Below are 18,216 nucleotides of genomic sequence, written 5' to 3'. Positions count from 1 at the left end.
TATCCTCCAGTACGGTGTCGCGTTGAACACCACCTCCACGAGCTAGTTCGCGAGCCATGACTCCAGGAGAAGTACCCAGTGACTGCTGAGACCCTGTACGGGGCCGACGACCTGACGCATCTCGAGGGTCTGGAAGCGGTCCGCAAGCGCCCCGGGATGTACATCGGTTCCACCGACAGCCGCGGCATCAACCACCTGTTCTCCGAGGTCGTCGACAACTCGACCGACGAGGGTGTGGCGGGTCACGCCACGAAGATCGTGGTCACCCTGCACGCCGACGGCAGCGTCCAGGTCGACGACGACGGCCGCGGCATCCCCACCGGCACGCACGCCAAGTCCGGCCTGTCGGGTGTCGAGCTGGTGCTGACGAGGCTGCACGCGGGCGGCAAGTTCGGTGGCTCCGGCTACAAGACCTCCGGTGGCCTCCACGGCGTCGGCGCCTCGGCGGTGAACGCGCTGTCGCATCGCTTCGACGTCACGGTGAAGCAGAGCGGCAAGGTCCACCAGATGTCCTTCGCGCACGGCGTCCCCGGCGTGTTCGACGGGCCCGGCCCGAAGGCGAAGTTCACCCGCAAATCCGGCTTGAACGTCACCGGCAAGATGAAGCGCGGCGAGCGTTCCGGCACGTCGATCCGGTACTGGTACGACTCGCGTTACTTCGAAAGCGGCGCCGCGCTCGACGTCGAAGGCGTCCGCGCGAAGATGCGCAACACCGCGTTCCTCGTCCCCGGCGTCACGTACGTGCTGCGCACCGCCGTGGACGATTCGATCAGCGAAGAGACCTTCCACTTCCCCAACGGTCTCGCCGACATGGTCGATTTCCTCGCCCCGGACAGTGAAAAACCCGTCTGCGGCACGCTGATCATCAACGGTGAGGGCACGTACAAGGAGAACGCGGCCGACGCCAGCGGTGTCATGCAGTCCAATGTGGTGCGTCACGCGGAGGTCGAGGTCGCGCTGCGCTGGGGCACCGGCTACGAGCGCACGGTGGAGTGCTTCACCAACACCATCCGCAACGTGCACGGCGGCACCCACCGCCGCGGTTTCGACCGCGCGGTGCTGAAAGCCTTGCAGGACGCCATTTCCAAAACCCGCGGGCTGCTCAAGCCCAAGGAGGACATGCCGACCGTCGAGGACGTGCTCGAAGGCATGACGGCGGTCGTCCACGTCCGGCTGCCGGAGCCGCAGTTCACCTCGCAGACCAAGGACGAGCTGTCCACCGCCGGTATCACCCGCGTCATCCAGGGCATCGTCGACAAACACGTCCGCGCCTGGACCGAAGAGCGCAAGACCAAGTCCGAGGCGAAGATCGTGCTGCAGAAGGTGGTCGACGCGGCACGCGTCCGGCTCACCCAGAAGCAGCAGAAGGACGCCGCCCGGCGCAAGACCGCGCTCGAAGGCGCGGCCATGCCGCCGAAGCTCGTCGACTGCCGCACCACCGGTGTCTCCCGCAGTGAGCTGTTCCTCGTCGAGGGGGACAGCGCGCTCGGTTCGGCTCGGATGGCGCGCGTGTCGGAGTACCAGGCGCTGCTTCCCTTGCGCGGCAAGATCCTCAACGTCCAGAAGGCGTCGCTCGGCGACACCTTGAAGAACGCCGAGATCGCCTCGATCGTGCAGGTGCTCGGCGCGGGCAGCGGACGCACGTTCGACCTGTCGACCATGCGCTACGGCCGGGTGATCCTGATGGCCGACGCGGACGTCGACGGTTCGCATATCCGCACGCTGCTGATCACCCTGTTCGCCAAGTACATGCGGCCGGTCATCGAGGACGGCAGGCTCTACGCCGCGATGCCGCCGCTGCACAAACTGGTCACCAAGGGCCGCAATCCGGAAACCCATTTCACCTTCACCCAGAAGGAGATGGAGACCAAGTTCGCGGAGCTGGAGCGGGCGGGCAAGCAGATCGTCACGCCGGTGCCGCGGTTCAAGGGTCTCGGCGAGATGGACGCGGACGAACTGTGGGACACCACGATGAACCCGGCCACCCGCTCGGTCCGCCGCATCACCCTCGACGACGTCGAAGCCGCGGAGAACGCGCTCGAACTGTTGATGGGCGAGAAGGTCGAGCCGCGCCGCAACTGGCTGGTCGAATCCTCCGACCGGGTCGACCGCGAAGCCATCGACGCCTGATTTCGCTGCTATTCAAGGAGCTTTGAGCAATGGCACGCCGTAAGGGCACCACCACCAAGGTCGACCCGTCAGCGTTCGACCAGCCCGGCGCGAACGTCTTCGACAACTCGCTGAAGACGGAGATCGAGGATTCGTACCTGGAGTACGCGTACTCGGTCATCCACTCGCGGGCGCTCCCGGACGCGCGGGACGGGCTGAAGCCGGTGCACCGCCGGATCATGTACTCGATGAACGAGAACGGCTACCGGCCGACGCACGCGTACGTGAAGTCGTCCCGCGTGGTCGGTGACGTGATGGGCAAGTACCACCCGCACGGCGACACGGCGATCTACGACGCCATGGTCCGGCTCGCGCAGGACTTCTCGCTCAACGTCCCGCTGGTCGACGGGCACGGCAACTTCGGTTCCCCCGACGACGGCCCGGCCGCCTCGCGGTACACCGAGGCGCGGCTCTCCCCCGAGGCGATGTTGCTGGTCGGCGAGCTCGGCGAGGACACCGTCGACTTCCGGCCGAACTACGACGGCTCGCTCGAAGAGCCGTCCGTGCTGCCCGCGGCCTTCCCGAACCTGCTGGTCAACGGCACTTCCGGGATCGCGGTCGGAATGGCGACCAACATGATCCCGCACAACCTGACCGAGGTCATCGGCGCGGCGCGGTGGCTGATCAACCACCCGAACGCCACGCTGGACAAGCTGATGGAGTTCGTCCCGGGTCCCGACCTGCCGACCGGTGGTTCGCTGCTGGGGCTGGACGAGGTCCGCCGCGCGTACGAGACCGGCCGTGGCGTCGTGCGGATGCGCGCCAGCGCCGAGACCGGGCCGCTGGAAGGCAGCCGCGGCCGTCAGGCCATCACCATCACCGAGCTCCCGTACGGCGTCGGCCCGGAGAAGGTGATCGAGAAGATCACCGACGAGGTCAACAAGTCCAAGCGGCTCACCGGCATCGCCGACGTCAAGGACCTCACCGACCGCGAGAACGGCACCAGGCTGGTCATCGAGTGCAAGGTCGGGGTGAACCCGCAGGCGTTGCTGGCGGATCTGTACCGGCTCACGCCGCTGGAGCAGTCGTTCGGCATCAACAACCTGGTGCTGGTGGACGGGCAGCCGCAGACGCTGGGGCTCAAGGCGCTGCTGGAGGTCTTCCTCAACCACCGCTACGAGGTCGTCACCCGCCGCACGCGGTACCGGCGCCGCAAGCGCGAAGAGCGTCTGCACCTGGTCGACGGCCTGCTGATCGCCCTGCTCAACATCGACAAGGTGATCAAGCTGATCCGCGAGAGCGAGAACGCCGCGGCCGCGAAGGACGGCCTGATGAAGCGGTTCAAGCTCTCGGAGATCCAGGCGACCTACATCCTGGACACCCCGCTGCGACGGCTCACGAAGTACGACCGGATCGAGCTCGAATCCGAGCAGGACAAGCTTCGCGACGAGATCGCCGAGCTGTCGAAGATCCTCGACGACGAGTCGGTGCTGAAGAAGGTCGTCTCGGCCGAGCTGGCCAAGGTCGCGAAGGACTCCCCCGCCGAACGCCGCACCGCGCTGATCGACGGTGACCTCAAGGAGGTCCTCGCCGCGTCGAAGCCGTCGGGGCCGCTGGAGGTCGCGGACGACCCGTGCCAGGTGATCCTGTCGGCCACCGGGCTGGTCGCGCGGACGGCGGCGGAGTCGGAGGAGGCGTCGGAGGTGCGGCGCCGCAACGGCCGCGTCAAACACGACTCGGTGTCCGCCGTGGTCCATTCGACCGCCCGCGGGCAGGTGCTGCTGGTGACCAACCGCGGCCGCGCGTTCAAGACCGACGTGCTGCCGCTGCCGGTGCTGCCCGAGCAGGCGGGCACGGTGTCGCTGCGCGGCGGGATGGCCGCGAAGGAACTGGTGCCGCTGGAGAAGGGCGAGCGCGTCATCGGCGTGGCCCCGCTCGGTGAACAGGCGGCCGGTTCCCCTGGGCTAGCGCTCGGCACGAAGCACGGCGTCGTGAAGGTGTGCGCGCCGGAGTGGCCGGTCCGCTCGGACGAGTTCGACGTGATCAGCCTGAAGGACGGCGACGAGGTCGTCGGCGCCACCTGGCTCACCGACGGCAACGAGACGCTGGCGTTCCTGACGTCCGAAGCGTCGCTGCTGCGCTACGCCGCTTCGCTCGTGCGGCCGCAGGGTCTCAAGGGCGGCGGTATGGCCGGGATCGCCGTGCGCGGCGAGGCGGAAGTGGTCTTCTTCGGCGCGATCCGCACCGACGACGCCGAACACGGTGAGCCGCTGGTCGTCACCGCGACCGGCGCGAGCGTGAAGGTGACCCCGTTCAGCGAGTACCCGGCCAAGGGCCGCGCGACCGGCGGTGTCCGGGCGCAGCGGTTCCTCAAGGGCGAGACGCGGCTGGTCGTCGGCTGGATCGGCCCGCGTCCCGCCGGCGCCTCGCGCACCGGTGACCCGGTGGAGCTGCCCGAAGTCGACGTCCGCCGCGACGGCTCCGGCCACGCCCACCCCGGCCCCGAGGTCGTCGGTCACCTCATCGAACGAGACTGACCCCGCCCCCGCGTGATCGACCGCGTAACTCACGTGATCGAGCACGTAACTCGCGTGCTTGAGCACGAGACTCGCGTGCTTGGAGCCGTAACTCGCGCACCTCGTGAGTTACGCCTCCAATCACGTGAGTTACGCCTGCAATCACGCGAGTTACGCCTCCAAGCACGCGTGTCGTCCACCTGATCACGCGTGTCGTCCGTCCAGGCACGCGTGTCGTCCGGTTGGACCCGGTGCAGTCCGTCGGGAAGCCGGCCCCCGCGTGGTAGCAAAGGTCCCTTGCTCCCCCTGCCGCCCGCCCCACCGCATTCAGAGGACTAAACGCGAGGGCCCAAGAGGCCCTTCGCGATGTGCGTCACCTGGATCTCGTTGCTGCCCGCGTAGATCATCAGCGACTTCGCGTCCCTCGCCAGCTGCTCCACCCGGTACTCCGCCATGTACCCGTTCCCGCCGAACAGCTGCACGGCCTCCATCGCCACCTCGGTGGCCGCCTCCGACGAGTACAGCTTCATCGCCGAGGCCTCGGCCAGCGTCGGCATCTTGCCCGCGCGCATGGTCTCGATCAGCTGGAACACCATGTTCTGCACGTTGATCCGCGCGACCTCCATCTTCGCCAGCTTGAGCTGGATCAGCTGGAACCGCCCGATCTCCTGCCCCCACAGCTTCCGGTTCTTCGCGTAGTCCACGCACAACCGGTGGCATTCGTTGATGATCCCGAGCGCCAGCGCCGCGACACCGATCCGCTCGACGGCGAACCCGGACTTCACCTCGGCCTTGCTGTCGCCGTCGCGGCCGGTCTCGGATCCGCCGAGCAGCCGGTCCCGTCCGAGCCGGACGTCGCTGAAGAACAGCTCGCCGGTCGGGGACGACATCATGCCCATCTTCTTGAACTGCTTGCCCTGCGTGAGCCCGGGCATGCCCTTGTCCAGCACGAACGTCAGCACCTTGCGGTCCCGCACATCCGAGCCGTCGTCGAGTTTCGCGTACACGATGATCGTGTCGGCATAAGGGCCGTTGGTGATGAACGTCTTCTGTCCATTGAGGACGTACTCGTCACCGTCGCGCCGCACCGACGTCTTCATCCCGCCGAAAGCGTCCGAGCCCGAGTCCGGTTCGGTGATCGCCCACGCGCCGACCTTCTCGAACGTCGCCAGCCCGGGCAGCCACCGTTCCTTCTGCGCCTGCGTGCCCTTGGTCAGGATCGTCTGCGCGGTCAGCCCGATGCTCACACCGAGCGAAGCGACGATGCCGAGACTGACCCCGGCCAGTTCGCTCACCGCGATGAGCGCCATCGCCTCCTGCCCACCGAATGCCAGACCGCCGCCGGACCCGCGCTCCCCGGACAGCAGTTTCGACACCGATTCCCGCGCGAGCGCGTCGATGCCGAAGGACGCGAACATCTTCCGGATGATGTCGTACGGCGGCAGTGCCCCGCTTTCCAGCGCGTCGAGGTGCGGCCGGATCTCCTTGTCGATGAACTCGCGGATCGCGTCCCGGATCAGCAGTTCGGTCTCGGACCACTCGATCACGGCAGCCTCGCGGCGATGTCGTCGATCTCCCAGGCTGCCTCGGTTTCGATCACCTTGACGTCGTGCCAGCCCGCGAGTTCGGAGATCGCGCCGCCCTGCACCGCGAACACCTTGCCGGTGAGCGGGCATTTCTCGGTCGCGAGGTAGGCCACCAGCGGCGAGATGTTCGCCGGGGAGAACGCGTCGAACTCCCCTTCTTCCACCTCCTGGGCGAAGATCGCGCCCATCCCCGGCGTCGCCAGGGTGAGCCGTGTGCGCGCGATCGGCGCGATCGCGTTGACCCGCACGCCGTAGCGCTCCAGTTCCTCGGCGGCGACCAGGGTCAGCGCCGCGATCCCCGCCTTCGCCGCGCCGTAGTTCGCCTGCCCGGCATTCGGCAGCGTGGTCCCGGACGCCGAAGCGGTGTTGATCACCGAGCCCGCCACCGGCTCACCGGCCTTGCTCGCGGTCTTCCAGTACGCGGCCGCGTGCCGCAGCACCGCCGCGTGCCCCTTCAAATGCACGGCGATCACGGAATCCCATTGGGACTCCTCAAGCCCGGCGAGGAACGCGTCGCGCAGGATGCCGGCGTTGTTCACGACGACGTCGAGCTTGCCGAACTCGTCCACCGCCTGCGTCACCAGTTCGGCGGCGCCCGCCCACTCGGCGACGTTGGCCGTGTTCGCCACGGCCTTCCCGCCCGCCGCGCGGATCTCGTCGACGACCTCCTGTGCTGGCCCGGCGTCGCTGCCGCTGCCGTCGTTCGCCCCGCCGAGGTCGTTGACCACGACGCTCGCGCCCTCCCGCGCGAACAGCAGCGCGTGCTCGCGGCCGATCCCGCGTCCGGCGCCGGTGATGACGGCGACACGCCCGTCGAGTGCTCCCATGGCTTTGCTCCTACTCCGCGAATTCCGCGAGACCGTCTTTGATCACGACGGTCTCGCCGACGGTGGTTTCGAACGCGTAGCTCCCGCCACCCGCGCTCCAGATGGACGTCGTCAGGTCCTGGCCGGGCAGCACCGGTTTGGCGAACCGGACGGCGAATCGCTTCAGTCTGTCCACATCGGACCCGGCGACCTCGGTCAGCAGCGCCCACGAGGTGAACGCCATGGTGCACAGGCCGTGCGCGATGATCCCCGGCAGCCCCGAATCCTTCGCGACCTCTTCGTCGAGATGGATGGGCATGGGGTCGCCGGCGGCGGGCGCGTACCGGTACGTCTGATCGTCGTCGACGTGCTGGCTGACCTTCGCCACCGGCGCCCGCGCACGCAGGCCTTCGTCGAACTTGTGCTCCGGCCCGAGTTCGCCCCGCGTCTCGCCGGTGTCGAATCCGCGTACGAACAGCGTCACGTACTGCTCGTTGACCAGGTCGCCGTCGTCGGTCCGGCATTCGAGGTGGACGGTGCCGCGGGTGCCGTTCTTCAGCCCTTCGTAGCCGGTCATCCGCGCCCGTGACACGAGTTGGTCGCCGGGCCGGATCGGCCGGTGGAACCGGAATTCCTGCTCCCCGTGCACGATCCGGCCGAACAGGCCGACCGGGACGACCTCCAGCGCGGGTTCCATCAGCGACTCGAACACCGGCACGATCGCGAACACGGGGCTCGCGACGTCACCGGCGAGGTGCGCCGGGATCGGATCGTTGGTGGCCTTCGCGTACTCGATCAGCCGCTCGCGGGTGACCTCGAACCGCGACTCGCCGGTCCACTTGCCGAGCCCGCCGGGGTCGAACCGCTCGGTCACGAGACCAGCGCCTTGAAGTTCTCGAGGGAGGCGTCGAGGTTCTTCTTGCCGTCCTTCTCGACGGCCTTGCCGAGCGCGCCGACGATCATCTGGCCGGCGAACTCCGCGTCGATGCTGGCGAGCGAACCTTCGCCGGAGGCCTCCACCGACAGCTCGAACTTGACCTTCACCCCGGCCATCCCGGTCCCGGAGATCGCCAGCTTCGACGGCGCCTCGAACTCGTCGACCGTCCAGGTGATGGTGTTGGGCATCCCGAGCATCGTGACGACCTCGGAAGCCTGTGCTCCCTTGGAGAACTCCGCCGGGACCTCGCCCTTCCACTTGGTGTGGATGGTCAGCCACTTCTCGAAGTTGTTGGGGTTGGAGAACTCCGCCCACACCTTGCCGGGAGCGGCGGGGAGTTCGACGGAGGCACTGATCTTGCCCATGGTTCTTCCTTTCGGGGTCAGCGCTCGGCGCGCTGGTAGGCGGTGACGACGGCGGCGCCGCCGAGTCCGATGTTGTGCTGCAGCGCGGCCTGGACGCCGTCGACCTGGCGTTTGTCCGCGGTCCCGCGCAGCTGCCAGGTGAGTTCCGCGCACTGCGCGAGTCCGGTGGCGCCGAGCGGGTGTCCCTTGGAGATCAGCCCGCCGGACGGGTTGACGACCCACTTCCCGCCGTAGGTGGTGTCTCCGGAGTCGACGAGCTTCCCGGCCTCCCCTTCGGCGCAGAGCCCGAGCGCTTCGTAGAGGAGGAGTTCGTTGGCGGAGAAGCAGTCGTGCAGCTCGATGACCTGGAAGTCCTCCGCGCCGAGCCCGGCCTGGTCGTACACCTGGCGCGCGGCCTGGACGTTCATGTCGTAGCCGATGATGTTCTTCGCGGTGCCGTCGAAGGTGCTGGCGAAGTCGGTGGTCATCGCCTGCCCGACGATCTCGACGGCCTGCCCCGCCAGCCCGTGCGAGTCCACAAAGGACTCGCTGGCGAGGATCGCCGCGCCCGAGCCGTCCGACGTCGGTGAACACTGGAGCTTGGTCAGCGGGTCGTAGATCATCCGCGAGTCCAGGATGTCTTGCAACGAATAGCTTTCCTGGAACTGCGCGTACGGGTTGTTCACCGAGTGCCGGTGGTTCTTCTCGCCGATCTTGGCGAAGTGCTCGGCGGTGGTGCCGTAGGTCTTCATGTGCTCACGGCCCGCCGCGCCGAACATCCACGGCGCGGGAGGGAAGAGCACCTCGGAGATCTCCGCGAGCGCCTGGAGGTGCCTGCCCATCGGCTGCTCGCGGTCGTCATAGGTCGAGCCGAGTGATCCAGGCTGCATCTTCTCGAAGCCCAGCGCGAGCGCGCAGTCCGCGCGACCGCCCCGGATCGCCTCCGCGGCCAGGTACAACGCGGTCGACCCGGTCGAGCAGTTGTTGTTGACGTTGACCACCGGGATCCCGGTCATGCCCAGTTCGTAGACCGCGCGCTGCCCCGAGGTCGACTCGCCGTAGACGTAACCGACGTAGGCCTGCCGCACCTCGTCGAAGGAGATCCCGGCGTCTTCGAGCGCCTTGGTCCCGGACTCCTTGGCCATCTGCGGGTAATCCCAGCCCTCGCGGCGTCCGGGTTTCTCGAACTTCGTCATGCCCACGCCGACGACGTACACCTTGTTGGCCACCACGACGCTCCTTGTCGTTGCTGTTGAAACTGAAGATACAGACAGGACTGTATTTATCAACCCCTTACATACAGGTCTGCACGGATGTTACTTAGCGCACGTGCCGCTAAAGTCGAGGTATGGATCCCGAGGAGCTTCGGCAGCGGTTCTCCCTGCTGACCACCGCGCATCTGACCGACGGCTGCGTCCGCGCCGGCGTCCCGGTCCGGTGCGCGCCCGCCGGTACACACGCGGTCGTGCCCGGCGGCCGCGTGGCCGGACGGGTCTCCCCCGCCCGGCACGTCGGCAGCGTCGACGTCTTCCTGGAGGCGTACGAAACCGCGAACCCCGGCGACGTCCTCGTCGTCGACAACGGCGGCAGGCTCGACGAGAGCTGCGTCGGGGACCTCGCGGTACTCGAAGCCGAGGCCGCCGGGCTGAGCGGCGTCGTCATCTGGGGGCTGCATCGCGACACCGCCGACATCAAGAAGATCGGGCTTCCGGTGTTCAGCCTCGGCTCGATCCCGACCGGTCCGCTCTCGGTCTCCGCCCGCCCGGCCGACGCGCTCGAATCGGCCGTCGTCGGCGAGTGGACGGTGACACGGGAAGACCTCGTGTTCGGCGACGAGGACGGCGTCCTGTTCGTCGCGGCCGACCGGGCGGACGAGGTCCTGGACCGCGCCGAGGGCATCCGCGACACCGAGCGGCTCCAGGCCGACCGGATCCGTGCCGGAGAGTCGCTTCGCGAGCAGGTGCGCTTCGCCGACTTCCTCACGGAGCGCGCGAAGTCGCCTTCGCTGACGTTCCGGCAGCACCTGCGGTCGGTCGGCGGTGCCATCGAGGAGTAGCAAGGGACCTTTGCTACCACGTCGACGACCGCCGCTGTGGCAATCTGGGTCCATGCAGGTCAAGACCGGCCTCTGGGCCCGGATCGCCACGGTCGGCCACGCCCACTGGTTCTTCGGCAACCTCTACGAAGCGGTCGTCGACGTCCCTCGCCTCACCGGCGAACGCGCCCCCGGGCTCCTCGCCCCGGGCAGCCCCGCGCGCTACTTCATTCCGGCCGCGCCGGCGACACTCGCGTCGACGGCCCTGGCGCTCACCGGCGGTTGGCAAGACGGCGGCGACCGGCGCGCGATCGTCACCGCCGCCGCGGGGACGATCGCCGCCACCGGCATAACGGTCCACCTCGTCCGCTCGGTCAATCTGACGCTGCTGAGGGACCAGCCGGACCGGATCCGACGCGAGCAATTGGCCAGGAAATGGCACCGCGCGAACCTGGCCCGGCTGGCCCTGCTCATCGTCGTGCGCTTTGCCTTCCGCCGAGCCACAGCAGACCGTCGATGACGAAGCGGTTCTGCACCTCACTCGCGAAGGTCGACGAAAGCGGCTGATTCGTCTCGTAGTTCATCTTGTTGTGCCCGAAGTTGGCGTACAGCATCTTGTACTTGGTGTTGGTCCAGAGGATCGGGTAGTACCCGCTGTACCAGGATTGGTTCGGATCGGTCCCGAGCGGGAAGCTCACCGGATCCACCGACGCGAGGATCCGGATGTCCGGATTCCTCCGGAGGTCGCTGTTCCAGGCGTACCACTCGCTCACCGACGAGGTGAAGGCCGCGGGCAGCCGCGTGGTCGACGGATGCGGCCTGTTCTCCACCTTCAGCGTCGCCGTCGTCGGCCCCCAGGTGTTGGACTTGAACGCACCCGTGCCGAGGAACCGGTTGTGATACCAATCCCAAGTAGACGGATTGGTGGTGAACGCCGCCACGTGGAAGCCGAAGTAGGCGCCGCCCGCGTTCATGTACCGCTCGAAGCCCGAACGCTGCGCCGCAGTCTGCGGAAGGTCGTCGAGGAACAGCACGACCTGGTACTGCGAAGGCTGTAGCGAGTTCAGCCGGTTCCAGTCGTTGGTAGCGGTGTAGCCGAAGTTGTTCTGCGAAGCGGTTTTCGGGAACCACTGGTTGGCTTCCTTGACGAAACTGATGTGCGCCGCGTCGTAGGTGCCGTTAGAGAAGGCCAACACCTGGAACGCGGGAGCCGCCTGCGCCGTCGCCGGCGCCAACGCCAGCGCGAGACAGGAAACGAACAGCAGAGCGAGCTGGACCGCGAATCTCCTCATCCTCACCACCCATGCCGGAAGTGTGTAAGTTCATATCTTGAATTAACACATGACAAAGCACCAGGCCTCCGAAGAAGACGGTTCCCGCTGACCGGCATCGGCCCGTATCGATAACCTGGAGATTATGGAACTGCGGGACATCGAGATCTTCCTGGCGTTGGCCGACGAACTGCATTTCGGCCGCACCGCGGAACGCCTGCACGTCTCGCAGGCGCGGGTGAGCCAGACGATCAAACAGGTGGAACGCCGGATCGGCGCGCCGCTGTTCGCCCGCACCAGCCGGCGGGTCCGGCTCACGCCGATCGGTGAACGGCTGCGCGACGACCTCGGCCCCGCCTACCGTGCGCTGCACGAAGGCATCGACCGCGCGATCGCGGCCGGACGCGGGATCGGCGGCGTGCTGCGGCTGGGTTTCGAAGCTCCCGGCGTCGCCGACCTGATCGAAGACCTCCTGGACCGGTTCCGGCAGCGCTACCCGGACACCGAACTGCTCATCCGCGAGGCCGACTTCGCCGACCCGTTCGCGATGCTGCGATCGGGTGAGGTCGACGTCCTGGTGACCCTGCTTCCGGCCGACGAACCGGAGCTCACGACCGGACCGGTCGTGCACACCGAACCGATGGTGCTCGCGATGTCATCGAAACACCCTTTCGCACGGCGGAAGTCCGTGACCCTCGACGACCTCGCCCGCGACACCGTCCTTCGCGCGGCGCATCCGCCGGAGCCGTATTGGATCGAGGAGCCCCGGCAGTGGCTGACGCCGGCCGGGCACCTCGTGACCCGGGGCAAGCCCTTCGCGACCTTTCAGGAGCTGCTCGCCGCGATCGCCACCGGCGCCGGCATCTGCCCGCTCGCCGCTCATGCGCGGGAGTACTTCAGCCACCCGCGAATCCGCTTCGTGCCCTTCGCCGGCTCCCCCGACGTCGAGTGGGGCCTCGTCTGGCCGCGCTCCGCGGAGACGGCCCGCGTACACGCCTTCGCCGCCGTCGCCGCCGATTCGCGCCCCTGACCTGCGGAAAGGGAGCAAGGGACCTTTGCTACCACCCCGGCCGCCCCCTCGACCCCGAACAGCGTGAAGGCCCCCTTCCCTCGGCTGAGCCGAGGGAAGGGGGCCTTCACGGGGAAAGCTAGCCGACGACCTTCTGCACCCAGTCCTGCTCCAGCTTCACGACCTGCCCGTTCGCGGTCACGGTCGGCGTGCCGAAACCGGGGCCGTTGCCGAAGTCCTGCTGCAGCGACGGGTCCGTCGAGATCTTCTTGTACGCGTCCTGGATCTCCTGGTCGTAAGCGCCGCTGTTGACCTTGAGCGCGAAAGCCGGGTCGGTGATGCCGACGTCCTGGCCGAGCTTGATCAGCTGCGCCTTGTCGAACCCGCGACCGCCTTCCTCCGGCTGGTCCTTGAACAGCGCGTCATGGAAGGCGACGAACTTGCCCGCGTCGGCCGCGGCGAGCGAGGCGTTGGCGGAGTCCAGCGAGTAACCCGGCGGGTCGGAGCGCTGGTTGAGCATCGGCAGCATGTGATACCGGACCTGCAGGGTCCCGTTGTTCACCTGCTCCTCGATCTGCCCCTTGAACGACTCTTCGAACTGCTTGCAGACCGGGCAGAGGAAGTCGGCGTAGATGTCGACGGTCTTCGTCGCCTCGGGCTTGCCGACGACCACGGCCGCCCCCTCGCGCTTCTCGACGACACCGGGCGCCGACGCGGTCGGCTGTGCCCCGATCACCTTGCCCTCGGTGCTGTCCTTGCTGGACGTCGTCCAGATCACGCCACCGATCACCAGCGCGGCGAGGACGACCACCGCGACGGTGATCGCGACGACCTTCTTCTTGTCGCCGCCCGCGACGCCCCTGGCCTGTGCCACCGAGCGCGCCGCGGTCTGCTGCTGCTTGCGTTTCCGAGCGTTGCGCTCAGCTCCACCCACGATTATTCGTTCCCTTCAGCGATACCCACATAGTCGTCGTCGGCAGGGGCCCCGGAGTTCCCGAGCCAGCCGTCCACCGACAGCCAGGTCCGCGGCCGCACGATCAGCCACACACCCAAGAGCGCGAATCCGAGATCCCTGGCGATCTCCTGCGGATACTGCGTCTGATCCGCGGCGATCTGACCGCCACCGCCGAAGCAGCCGCAATCGATGCTCAGCCCGCGCGCCCAGGATTGGGCGATCGCGGCGATGAGCACCGCGAGCAGCAGCACCGACAGCACCGACACCCACCGGGTCACGAATCCGGCGAGCAGGAACAGGCCGAGCGCCAGTTCGACGAGCGGCATCCCGATCGCGACCGGGCGGACGAGCCCGTCCGGCAGGACGTCGAAAGCCTGGACCGCGATGTAGGTCTGCCCCGGATCGCTGATCTTCAGCGCTCCGGAGACCAACCAGACGGCGGCCAGTCCGAGCCGGGCGAGTGTGCCCACGGCGTCGAGTACGACTTGGGGCGGTCTACGCACGGGCCTAGGCTAACCGCCGACCCTGAGAACAACGTGAGGCGGCGGACGGAGGCACCCGATGAGGGGACGCGCCCTGCTGATGGCCTGCTTGATGCTGGTCACAGCGGCGGCCTGCGGCGACGAGGCCGGTCCGTCGGATTCCCTCGTCGCGCGCGCCGTCGCGTCCAACAAGCTCACCATCGGCATCCGCTTCGACCAGCCGGGTCTTTCCCGGCGGACGATGGACGGCCGGTACGTCGGTTTCGACGTCGACGTGGCCAAGTACGTCGCGGGCGAATTGGGGGTCGACGAGGATCACATCACCTGGCACGACAGCAGGCCGTCGTCGCGCGAGACGGACATCACCTCGGGGATCACGGATCTGATGGTGGCGACCTACTCCATCACCGAAAAACGCAAACAGGTCGTCGGTTTCGCCGGGCCGTATTTCGACACGGGCCAGGATCTGCTCGTCCGCCTCCGATCGACCGACATCACCGGCCCCGAGAACCTCAACGGCCGCAAGCTGTGCGCCGTGGGCGGCACCACCTCCGCCGAACAGGTGCGCGACAAGTTCGCGCAGGCCGTCCAGCTCGTCGAGTACCCGCGCTACCAGGACTGCGTCACCGCGCTGCTCGCCGGACAGGTCGACGCGGTGACCACCGACGACGTCATCCTCGCCGGTTACGTGGCACAGAACCCGGAACTGCTGCGAGTCGTCGGCAAACCGTTCTCGAAGGAGAAGTACGGTGTCGGCCTGCGCAAGGAGGACACCGAGGGGCGGGCGGCGGTGGCCAAGGCGATCCAGAAGATGATCTCGTCCGGGGAATGGCTCGAATCACTGAACCGCAACATCGGCCCGTCCGGCTACCGGATCCCGGCCCCGCCCCAGGTCACCGAGAAGTGACCCTTCCCGATCTGCCGGTTCGCGCCGTCCTGCCCGAACTCGAAGCCGCGCTCGACGCCCACGGCACCGCCGTGCTCGTCGCGCCCCCGGGCACCGGCAAGACCACGCTGGTGCCGCTCGCGCTGGACAACGGTGCAGGCCGGGTGATCGTCGCCGAACCGAGGCGGCTGGCGGCGCGGGCCGCGGCGGCGCGAATGGCGTCCCTGCTGGGCGAACGGGTCGGGGAGACGGTCGGTTATTCGGTCCGCGGTGACCGGAAGGTGTCCTCGTCGACACGGATCGAAGTGGTGACGTCGGGCTTGCTGGTGCGGCGGGTGCAGGGCGATCCCGAGCTGGCCGGGGTGTCGACCGTGCTGCTCGACGAATGCCACGAACGCCATCTCGACGCGGATCTGCTGCTCGCGCTGCTGCTGGACGTGCGCGCCGGGTTACGGGACGACCTGCGGCTGCTCGCGACATCCGCCACGGTGGCCTCCGGACGGCTGGCCGCCCTGCTCGGCGACGCGCCGGTGATCACCGCGCACGCCAGGACCTATCCGGTCGACGTCTCGTACTCCCCGCCGGCGCGTGGCGAGCGGATCGAGGCGACCGTCGCCAGGGTCATCCACAAAGCACTGTCCGAAGGGGACGGTGACGTACTCGCCTTCCTGCAAGGGACGGGAGAGATCGCCAGGGTGAGCGGTCTGCTCGACGGCCTCGACGCCGACGTGCTGCCCTTGCACGGGCGGTTGTCGGCGGCACACCAGGACGACGCGCTGCGCCCGCGCGCCCGGCGCCGGGTGGTGCTCTCGACGTCGGTCGCCGAGTCCAGCCTGACCGTGCCGGGCGTACGCGCGGTGGTGGACTGCGGTTTGTCGCGCGTGCCCCGGGTCGATCACCGGCGCGGCCTGCCCGGTCTGGCGACGGTCCGCGTTTCGGCCGCGGTCGCGGAACAGCGAGCCGGCCGCGCCGGACGTGAAGCGCCGGGCCGCGCGTACCGATGCTGGGCCGCGCACGAGCAGGGGTCGCTGCCCGCCTATCCCGAACCCGAGATCCGGACGGCCGAGCTGGCGCGGTTCGCGCTGGAGCTCGCGTGCTGGTCCACTCCGGACGGCTCCGGCCTGTCCTGGTGGGATCCGCCCGGCGAGGGTGCGCTGGCCGCCGGGCGCGCGTTGCTGACCACGCTCGGGGCGACCGAGGAAGACGGCACGGTGACCGAACGCGGCCGGAAAATGGCCGGGCTGGGCCTGCATCCCCGGCTGGCGAGGGCGTTGCTGGACGGAGCGGAGCGGACCAACGCGCGTTCGGCGGCCGAGGTCGTCGCGCTCCTGGACAGCGGCGGCACGCTGACCGACCTCGAAGCCGAGCTGCGGCGAGTACGCGGTGACGAGCGCTGGAAACGCGACGTGCGACGGCTTTCCCAGCTGGTGTCCGACGGCGGCAAAGCCTCCGATCCGGCACTGGTCGTGGCGCTGGCGCATCCCGAGCGGCTCGCGCGACGGCGTGCCGCGGGGGCGCAGGTGTACCTGATGGCCGGCGGAACCGCGGCAGAACTGCCACGCGGCAGCGGACTTGCCGACGTCGAATGGCTGGCCGTGGCCGAAGCGACCCGGGATCCCGGCCGCGCGCAGGGAATCATCCGCCTGGCCGCGCCGGCGGACGAAGACCTCGCCGTGCGCGCCGCAGCGAATCTGGTGTCCTCGGCAGACGAAGTGCGGTGGTCTTCGGGCGACGTGGTGGCGCGGTCGGTGCGACGGCTCGGCGCGATCACGCTTTCGGAGAAACCGTTGCGCTCGCCCGAACCGGACGCGATCCGCGCCGCGTTGCTGGACGGGTTGCGCACCGAAGGGCTCGGCCTGCTGCGCTGGACCGACGACGGCAAGCGGCTGCGCGAGCGGCTCTCCTTCCTGCATCGCGTGCTCGGATCGCCGTGGCCCGCGGTCTCCGACGCGACCCTTTTGTCCACTTTGGACACCTGGCTCGATCTCGGTTCCGCTCGCCGCCGATCGGATCTGACCGCGCTGGACGCGGGCGCCGCGCTGCGCGGACTGCTGCCCTGGCCGGAGGCGTCGCGTTTGGACGAACTGGCGCCGGACCGGCTGGAGGTACCGTCGGGCTCGCGGATCAGGGTCGACTATTCGGGTGAGCAGCCGGTACTGGCGGTCAAATTGCAGGAGACCTTCGGCTGGCTCGCGACGCCGAAGCTGGCGGGCGTCCCGGTGGTGCTGCACCTGCTCTCCCCCGCCGGACGGCCCGCGGCGGTCACCGCTGATCTGGAATCGTTCTGGCGCAACGGTTACGCGGCGGTGCGCGCCGATCTTCGCGGTCGTTACCCGAAACACCCGTGGCCGGAAAACCCGCTGAACGCCGCGCCCACCCGGCGGACCTCCCGAGGTCAGTCCATCAGCTGATGCTGCGGCCTGGTCGGCAGCTGTGCCGCCAGCTCCTCGTCGTCCTCGCGTTCGTTCAGCCCCAGCTGCACGGCACTGCGGATCTGTTCCCGGTTCTCCCGCACCACATGCGCGAAGAACTCGTCGATCCGCGGGTCGGTCAGCACTTCGAGGATCACGCGCATCGCGGTGTCGATCACCGACCGCACCACTTCGTCGTGGAACGGCAGTTTCGAAAGCCGTCCGGCCTGCGGATCGTTCTTGAGCTTCTCCGCGATGATCCCCCGCAGCAGGGTCTGGTTCTCCCCGAGTGAGCGCGCGAGGTTCTGCGGATAGTTCCCGGTTTCCAGCACCTTGACGACCTCGTCGAGCACCGCGATCGTGATCGGTTTCTTGATCGCGAGCACGATCGGCCGGGACAGCCGTTCGACCAGCCGCTGGGTGAACCTTTCCCCGAAGGCGCGGTCGGCGGTGCGCGCGAGCCGGACGAGCACCACGATGATCCGCAGCAGCCGGAACCCCCGCAGCGCCGGATGCGCGATGGGGATCATGCCGAGGATCTCGTACCAGTTGCGCAGCGGGAACCGCTTCTCCCAGCCGTTGCGCCGCCACCGCCAGAGGAATTCCAGCGCGAAGATCCCGCACACCGTCGTGTCGATGACGAAAACACGATGCGCCGTCTCCTCCGAATGAGGGAAGAACGTCACGTAGGCGAGCAGCCCGACGGAGAACACGGCGAGGACGAGCATCACCAGGTCGAGCGGATTCACGCGCCGTTGTTCGCGGGTGGTCATGGCGCCGATTGTGCCTTTCCGCGGCGACTCGTGCCGAGCGGCACCTGCCGAAAGTAAGGGGTGCCCGATGACTTCGGGGCACTGCGCCCGGCCGCC

At 68.3% G+C, this 18,216-nt stretch carries 16 protein-coding genes; 7 read left to right on the top strand and 9 right to left on the bottom strand.

The window, feature by feature from the left end; genetic code table 11:
* Positions 1-78: 78 nt before the first annotated feature.
* Positions 79-2,130, top strand: a complete 2,052-nt coding sequence (locus tag ACOCEP_RS17775; protein ID WP_482338521.1) for a DNA gyrase/topoisomerase IV subunit B — start codon at positions 79-81, stop codon at positions 2,128-2,130.
* Positions 2,131-2,159: 29 nt separating this feature from the next.
* Positions 2,160-4,646, top strand: coding sequence for a DNA gyrase/topoisomerase IV subunit A (locus ACOCEP_RS17770; RefSeq protein ID WP_482338519.1), 2,487 nt, complete (start codon positions 2,160-2,162; stop codon positions 4,644-4,646).
* Between the two features lie 314 nt (positions 4,647-4,960).
* Here the strand turns inward: ACOCEP_RS17770 and ACOCEP_RS17765 are convergent, their stop codons facing one another.
* Genes ACOCEP_RS17765 through ACOCEP_RS17745 form a run of 5 tightly spaced genes read right to left on the bottom strand, consistent with a single transcriptional unit; the run spans position 4,961 to position 9,530 of the window.
* Complete coding sequence (locus tag ACOCEP_RS17765) at positions 4,961-6,172, bottom strand: acyl-CoA dehydrogenase family protein (RefSeq protein ID WP_482338517.1); 1,212 nt, start codon at positions 6,170-6,172, stop codon at positions 4,961-4,963.
* A complete protein-coding gene (locus ACOCEP_RS17760) occupies positions 6,169-7,038 on the bottom strand; it encodes an SDR family oxidoreductase (protein WP_482338515.1) in 870 nt (289 codons plus the stop codon). Before ACOCEP_RS17760 ends, ACOCEP_RS17765 begins: the two co-directional genes overlap by 4 nt.
* A 10-nt stretch (positions 7,039-7,048) precedes the next feature.
* Complete coding sequence (locus tag ACOCEP_RS17755) at positions 7,049-7,891, bottom strand: MaoC/PaaZ C-terminal domain-containing protein (protein WP_482338513.1); 843 nt, start codon at positions 7,889-7,891, stop codon at positions 7,049-7,051.
* Complete coding sequence (locus ACOCEP_RS17750) at positions 7,888-8,319, bottom strand: type II toxin-antitoxin system Rv0910 family toxin (protein WP_219145707.1); 432 nt, start codon at positions 8,317-8,319, stop codon at positions 7,888-7,890. Before ACOCEP_RS17750 ends, ACOCEP_RS17755 begins: the two co-directional genes overlap by 4 nt.
* 17 nt (positions 8,320-8,336) lie before the next feature.
* Positions 8,337-9,530 carry a lipid-transfer protein gene (locus tag ACOCEP_RS17745; RefSeq protein WP_482338511.1) on the bottom strand — a complete coding sequence of 398 codons (1,194 nt, stop codon included), beginning with the start codon at positions 9,528-9,530 and terminating at the stop codon, positions 8,337-8,339.
* A gap of 116 nt (positions 9,531-9,646) precedes the next feature.
* Here ACOCEP_RS17745 and ACOCEP_RS17740 point away from each other — a divergent pair, with 116 nt between their 5' ends.
* Both ACOCEP_RS17740 and ACOCEP_RS17735 read left to right on the top strand, forming a co-directional pair.
* Complete coding sequence (locus ACOCEP_RS17740; RefSeq protein WP_482338509.1) at positions 9,647-10,354, top strand: RraA family protein; 708 nt, start codon at positions 9,647-9,649, stop codon at positions 10,352-10,354.
* 52 nt (positions 10,355-10,406) lie between these two features.
* Complete coding sequence (locus ACOCEP_RS17735) at positions 10,407-10,853, top strand: anthrone oxygenase family protein (protein ID WP_482338507.1); 447 nt, start codon at positions 10,407-10,409, stop codon at positions 10,851-10,853.
* On the opposite strand, the gene ACOCEP_RS17730 is transcribed toward ACOCEP_RS17735, so the two are convergent.
* Positions 10,804-11,625 carry a ThuA domain-containing protein gene (locus ACOCEP_RS17730; protein WP_482338506.1) on the bottom strand — a complete coding sequence of 274 codons (822 nt, stop codon included), beginning with the start codon at positions 11,623-11,625 and terminating at the stop codon, positions 10,804-10,806. The two genes, ACOCEP_RS17735 and ACOCEP_RS17730, sit on opposite strands and share 50 nt — an antisense overlap.
* Before the next feature lie 124 nt (positions 11,626-11,749).
* On the opposite strand from ACOCEP_RS17730, the gene ACOCEP_RS17725 reads away from it, so the two are divergent.
* On the top strand, positions 11,750-12,634 hold the full coding sequence (locus tag ACOCEP_RS17725; protein ID WP_482338504.1) for a LysR family transcriptional regulator: 885 nt from the start codon (positions 11,750-11,752) through the stop codon (positions 12,632-12,634).
* 118 nt (positions 12,635-12,752) lie between these two features.
* On the opposite strand, the gene ACOCEP_RS17720 is transcribed toward ACOCEP_RS17725, so the two are convergent.
* Entirely contained in the window at positions 12,753-13,547 is a 795-nt protein-coding gene (locus ACOCEP_RS17720) for a DsbA family protein (protein ID WP_482338502.1), read from the bottom strand.
* A gap of 2 nt (positions 13,548-13,549) precedes the next feature.
* Complete coding sequence (locus ACOCEP_RS17715; protein WP_257489770.1) at positions 13,550-14,038, bottom strand: MauE/DoxX family redox-associated membrane protein; 489 nt, start codon at positions 14,036-14,038, stop codon at positions 13,550-13,552.
* A 91-nt stretch (positions 14,039-14,129) separates the two neighbouring features.
* On the opposite strand from ACOCEP_RS17715, the gene ACOCEP_RS17710 reads away from it, so the two are divergent.
* Together ACOCEP_RS17710 and hrpB are read left to right on the top strand one after the other, a co-directional pair.
* Positions 14,130-14,957, top strand: coding sequence for a glutamate ABC transporter substrate-binding protein (locus ACOCEP_RS17710; protein WP_482338501.1), 828 nt, complete (start codon positions 14,130-14,132; stop codon positions 14,955-14,957).
* On the top strand, positions 14,954-17,347 hold the full coding sequence (hrpB, locus tag ACOCEP_RS17705) for an ATP-dependent helicase HrpB (protein ID WP_482338499.1): 2,394 nt from the start codon (positions 14,954-14,956) through the stop codon (positions 17,345-17,347). The genes ACOCEP_RS17710 and hrpB overlap by 4 nt, the downstream gene beginning before the upstream one ends.
* Here hrpB and ACOCEP_RS17700 read toward each other — a convergent pair.
* Positions 17,332-18,120 (bottom strand): ion transporter, encoded by a 789-nt coding sequence (locus ACOCEP_RS17700; protein WP_016331669.1) that lies wholly within the window; start codon positions 18,118-18,120, stop codon positions 17,332-17,334. The two genes, hrpB and ACOCEP_RS17700, sit on opposite strands and share 16 nt — an antisense overlap.
* Positions 18,121-18,216 lie beyond the last annotated feature (96 nt).

It is taken from the genome of Amycolatopsis sp. CA-211722, from assembly GCF_056828465.1.
This window is presented reverse-complemented; position numbering and strand designations above follow the sequence as displayed.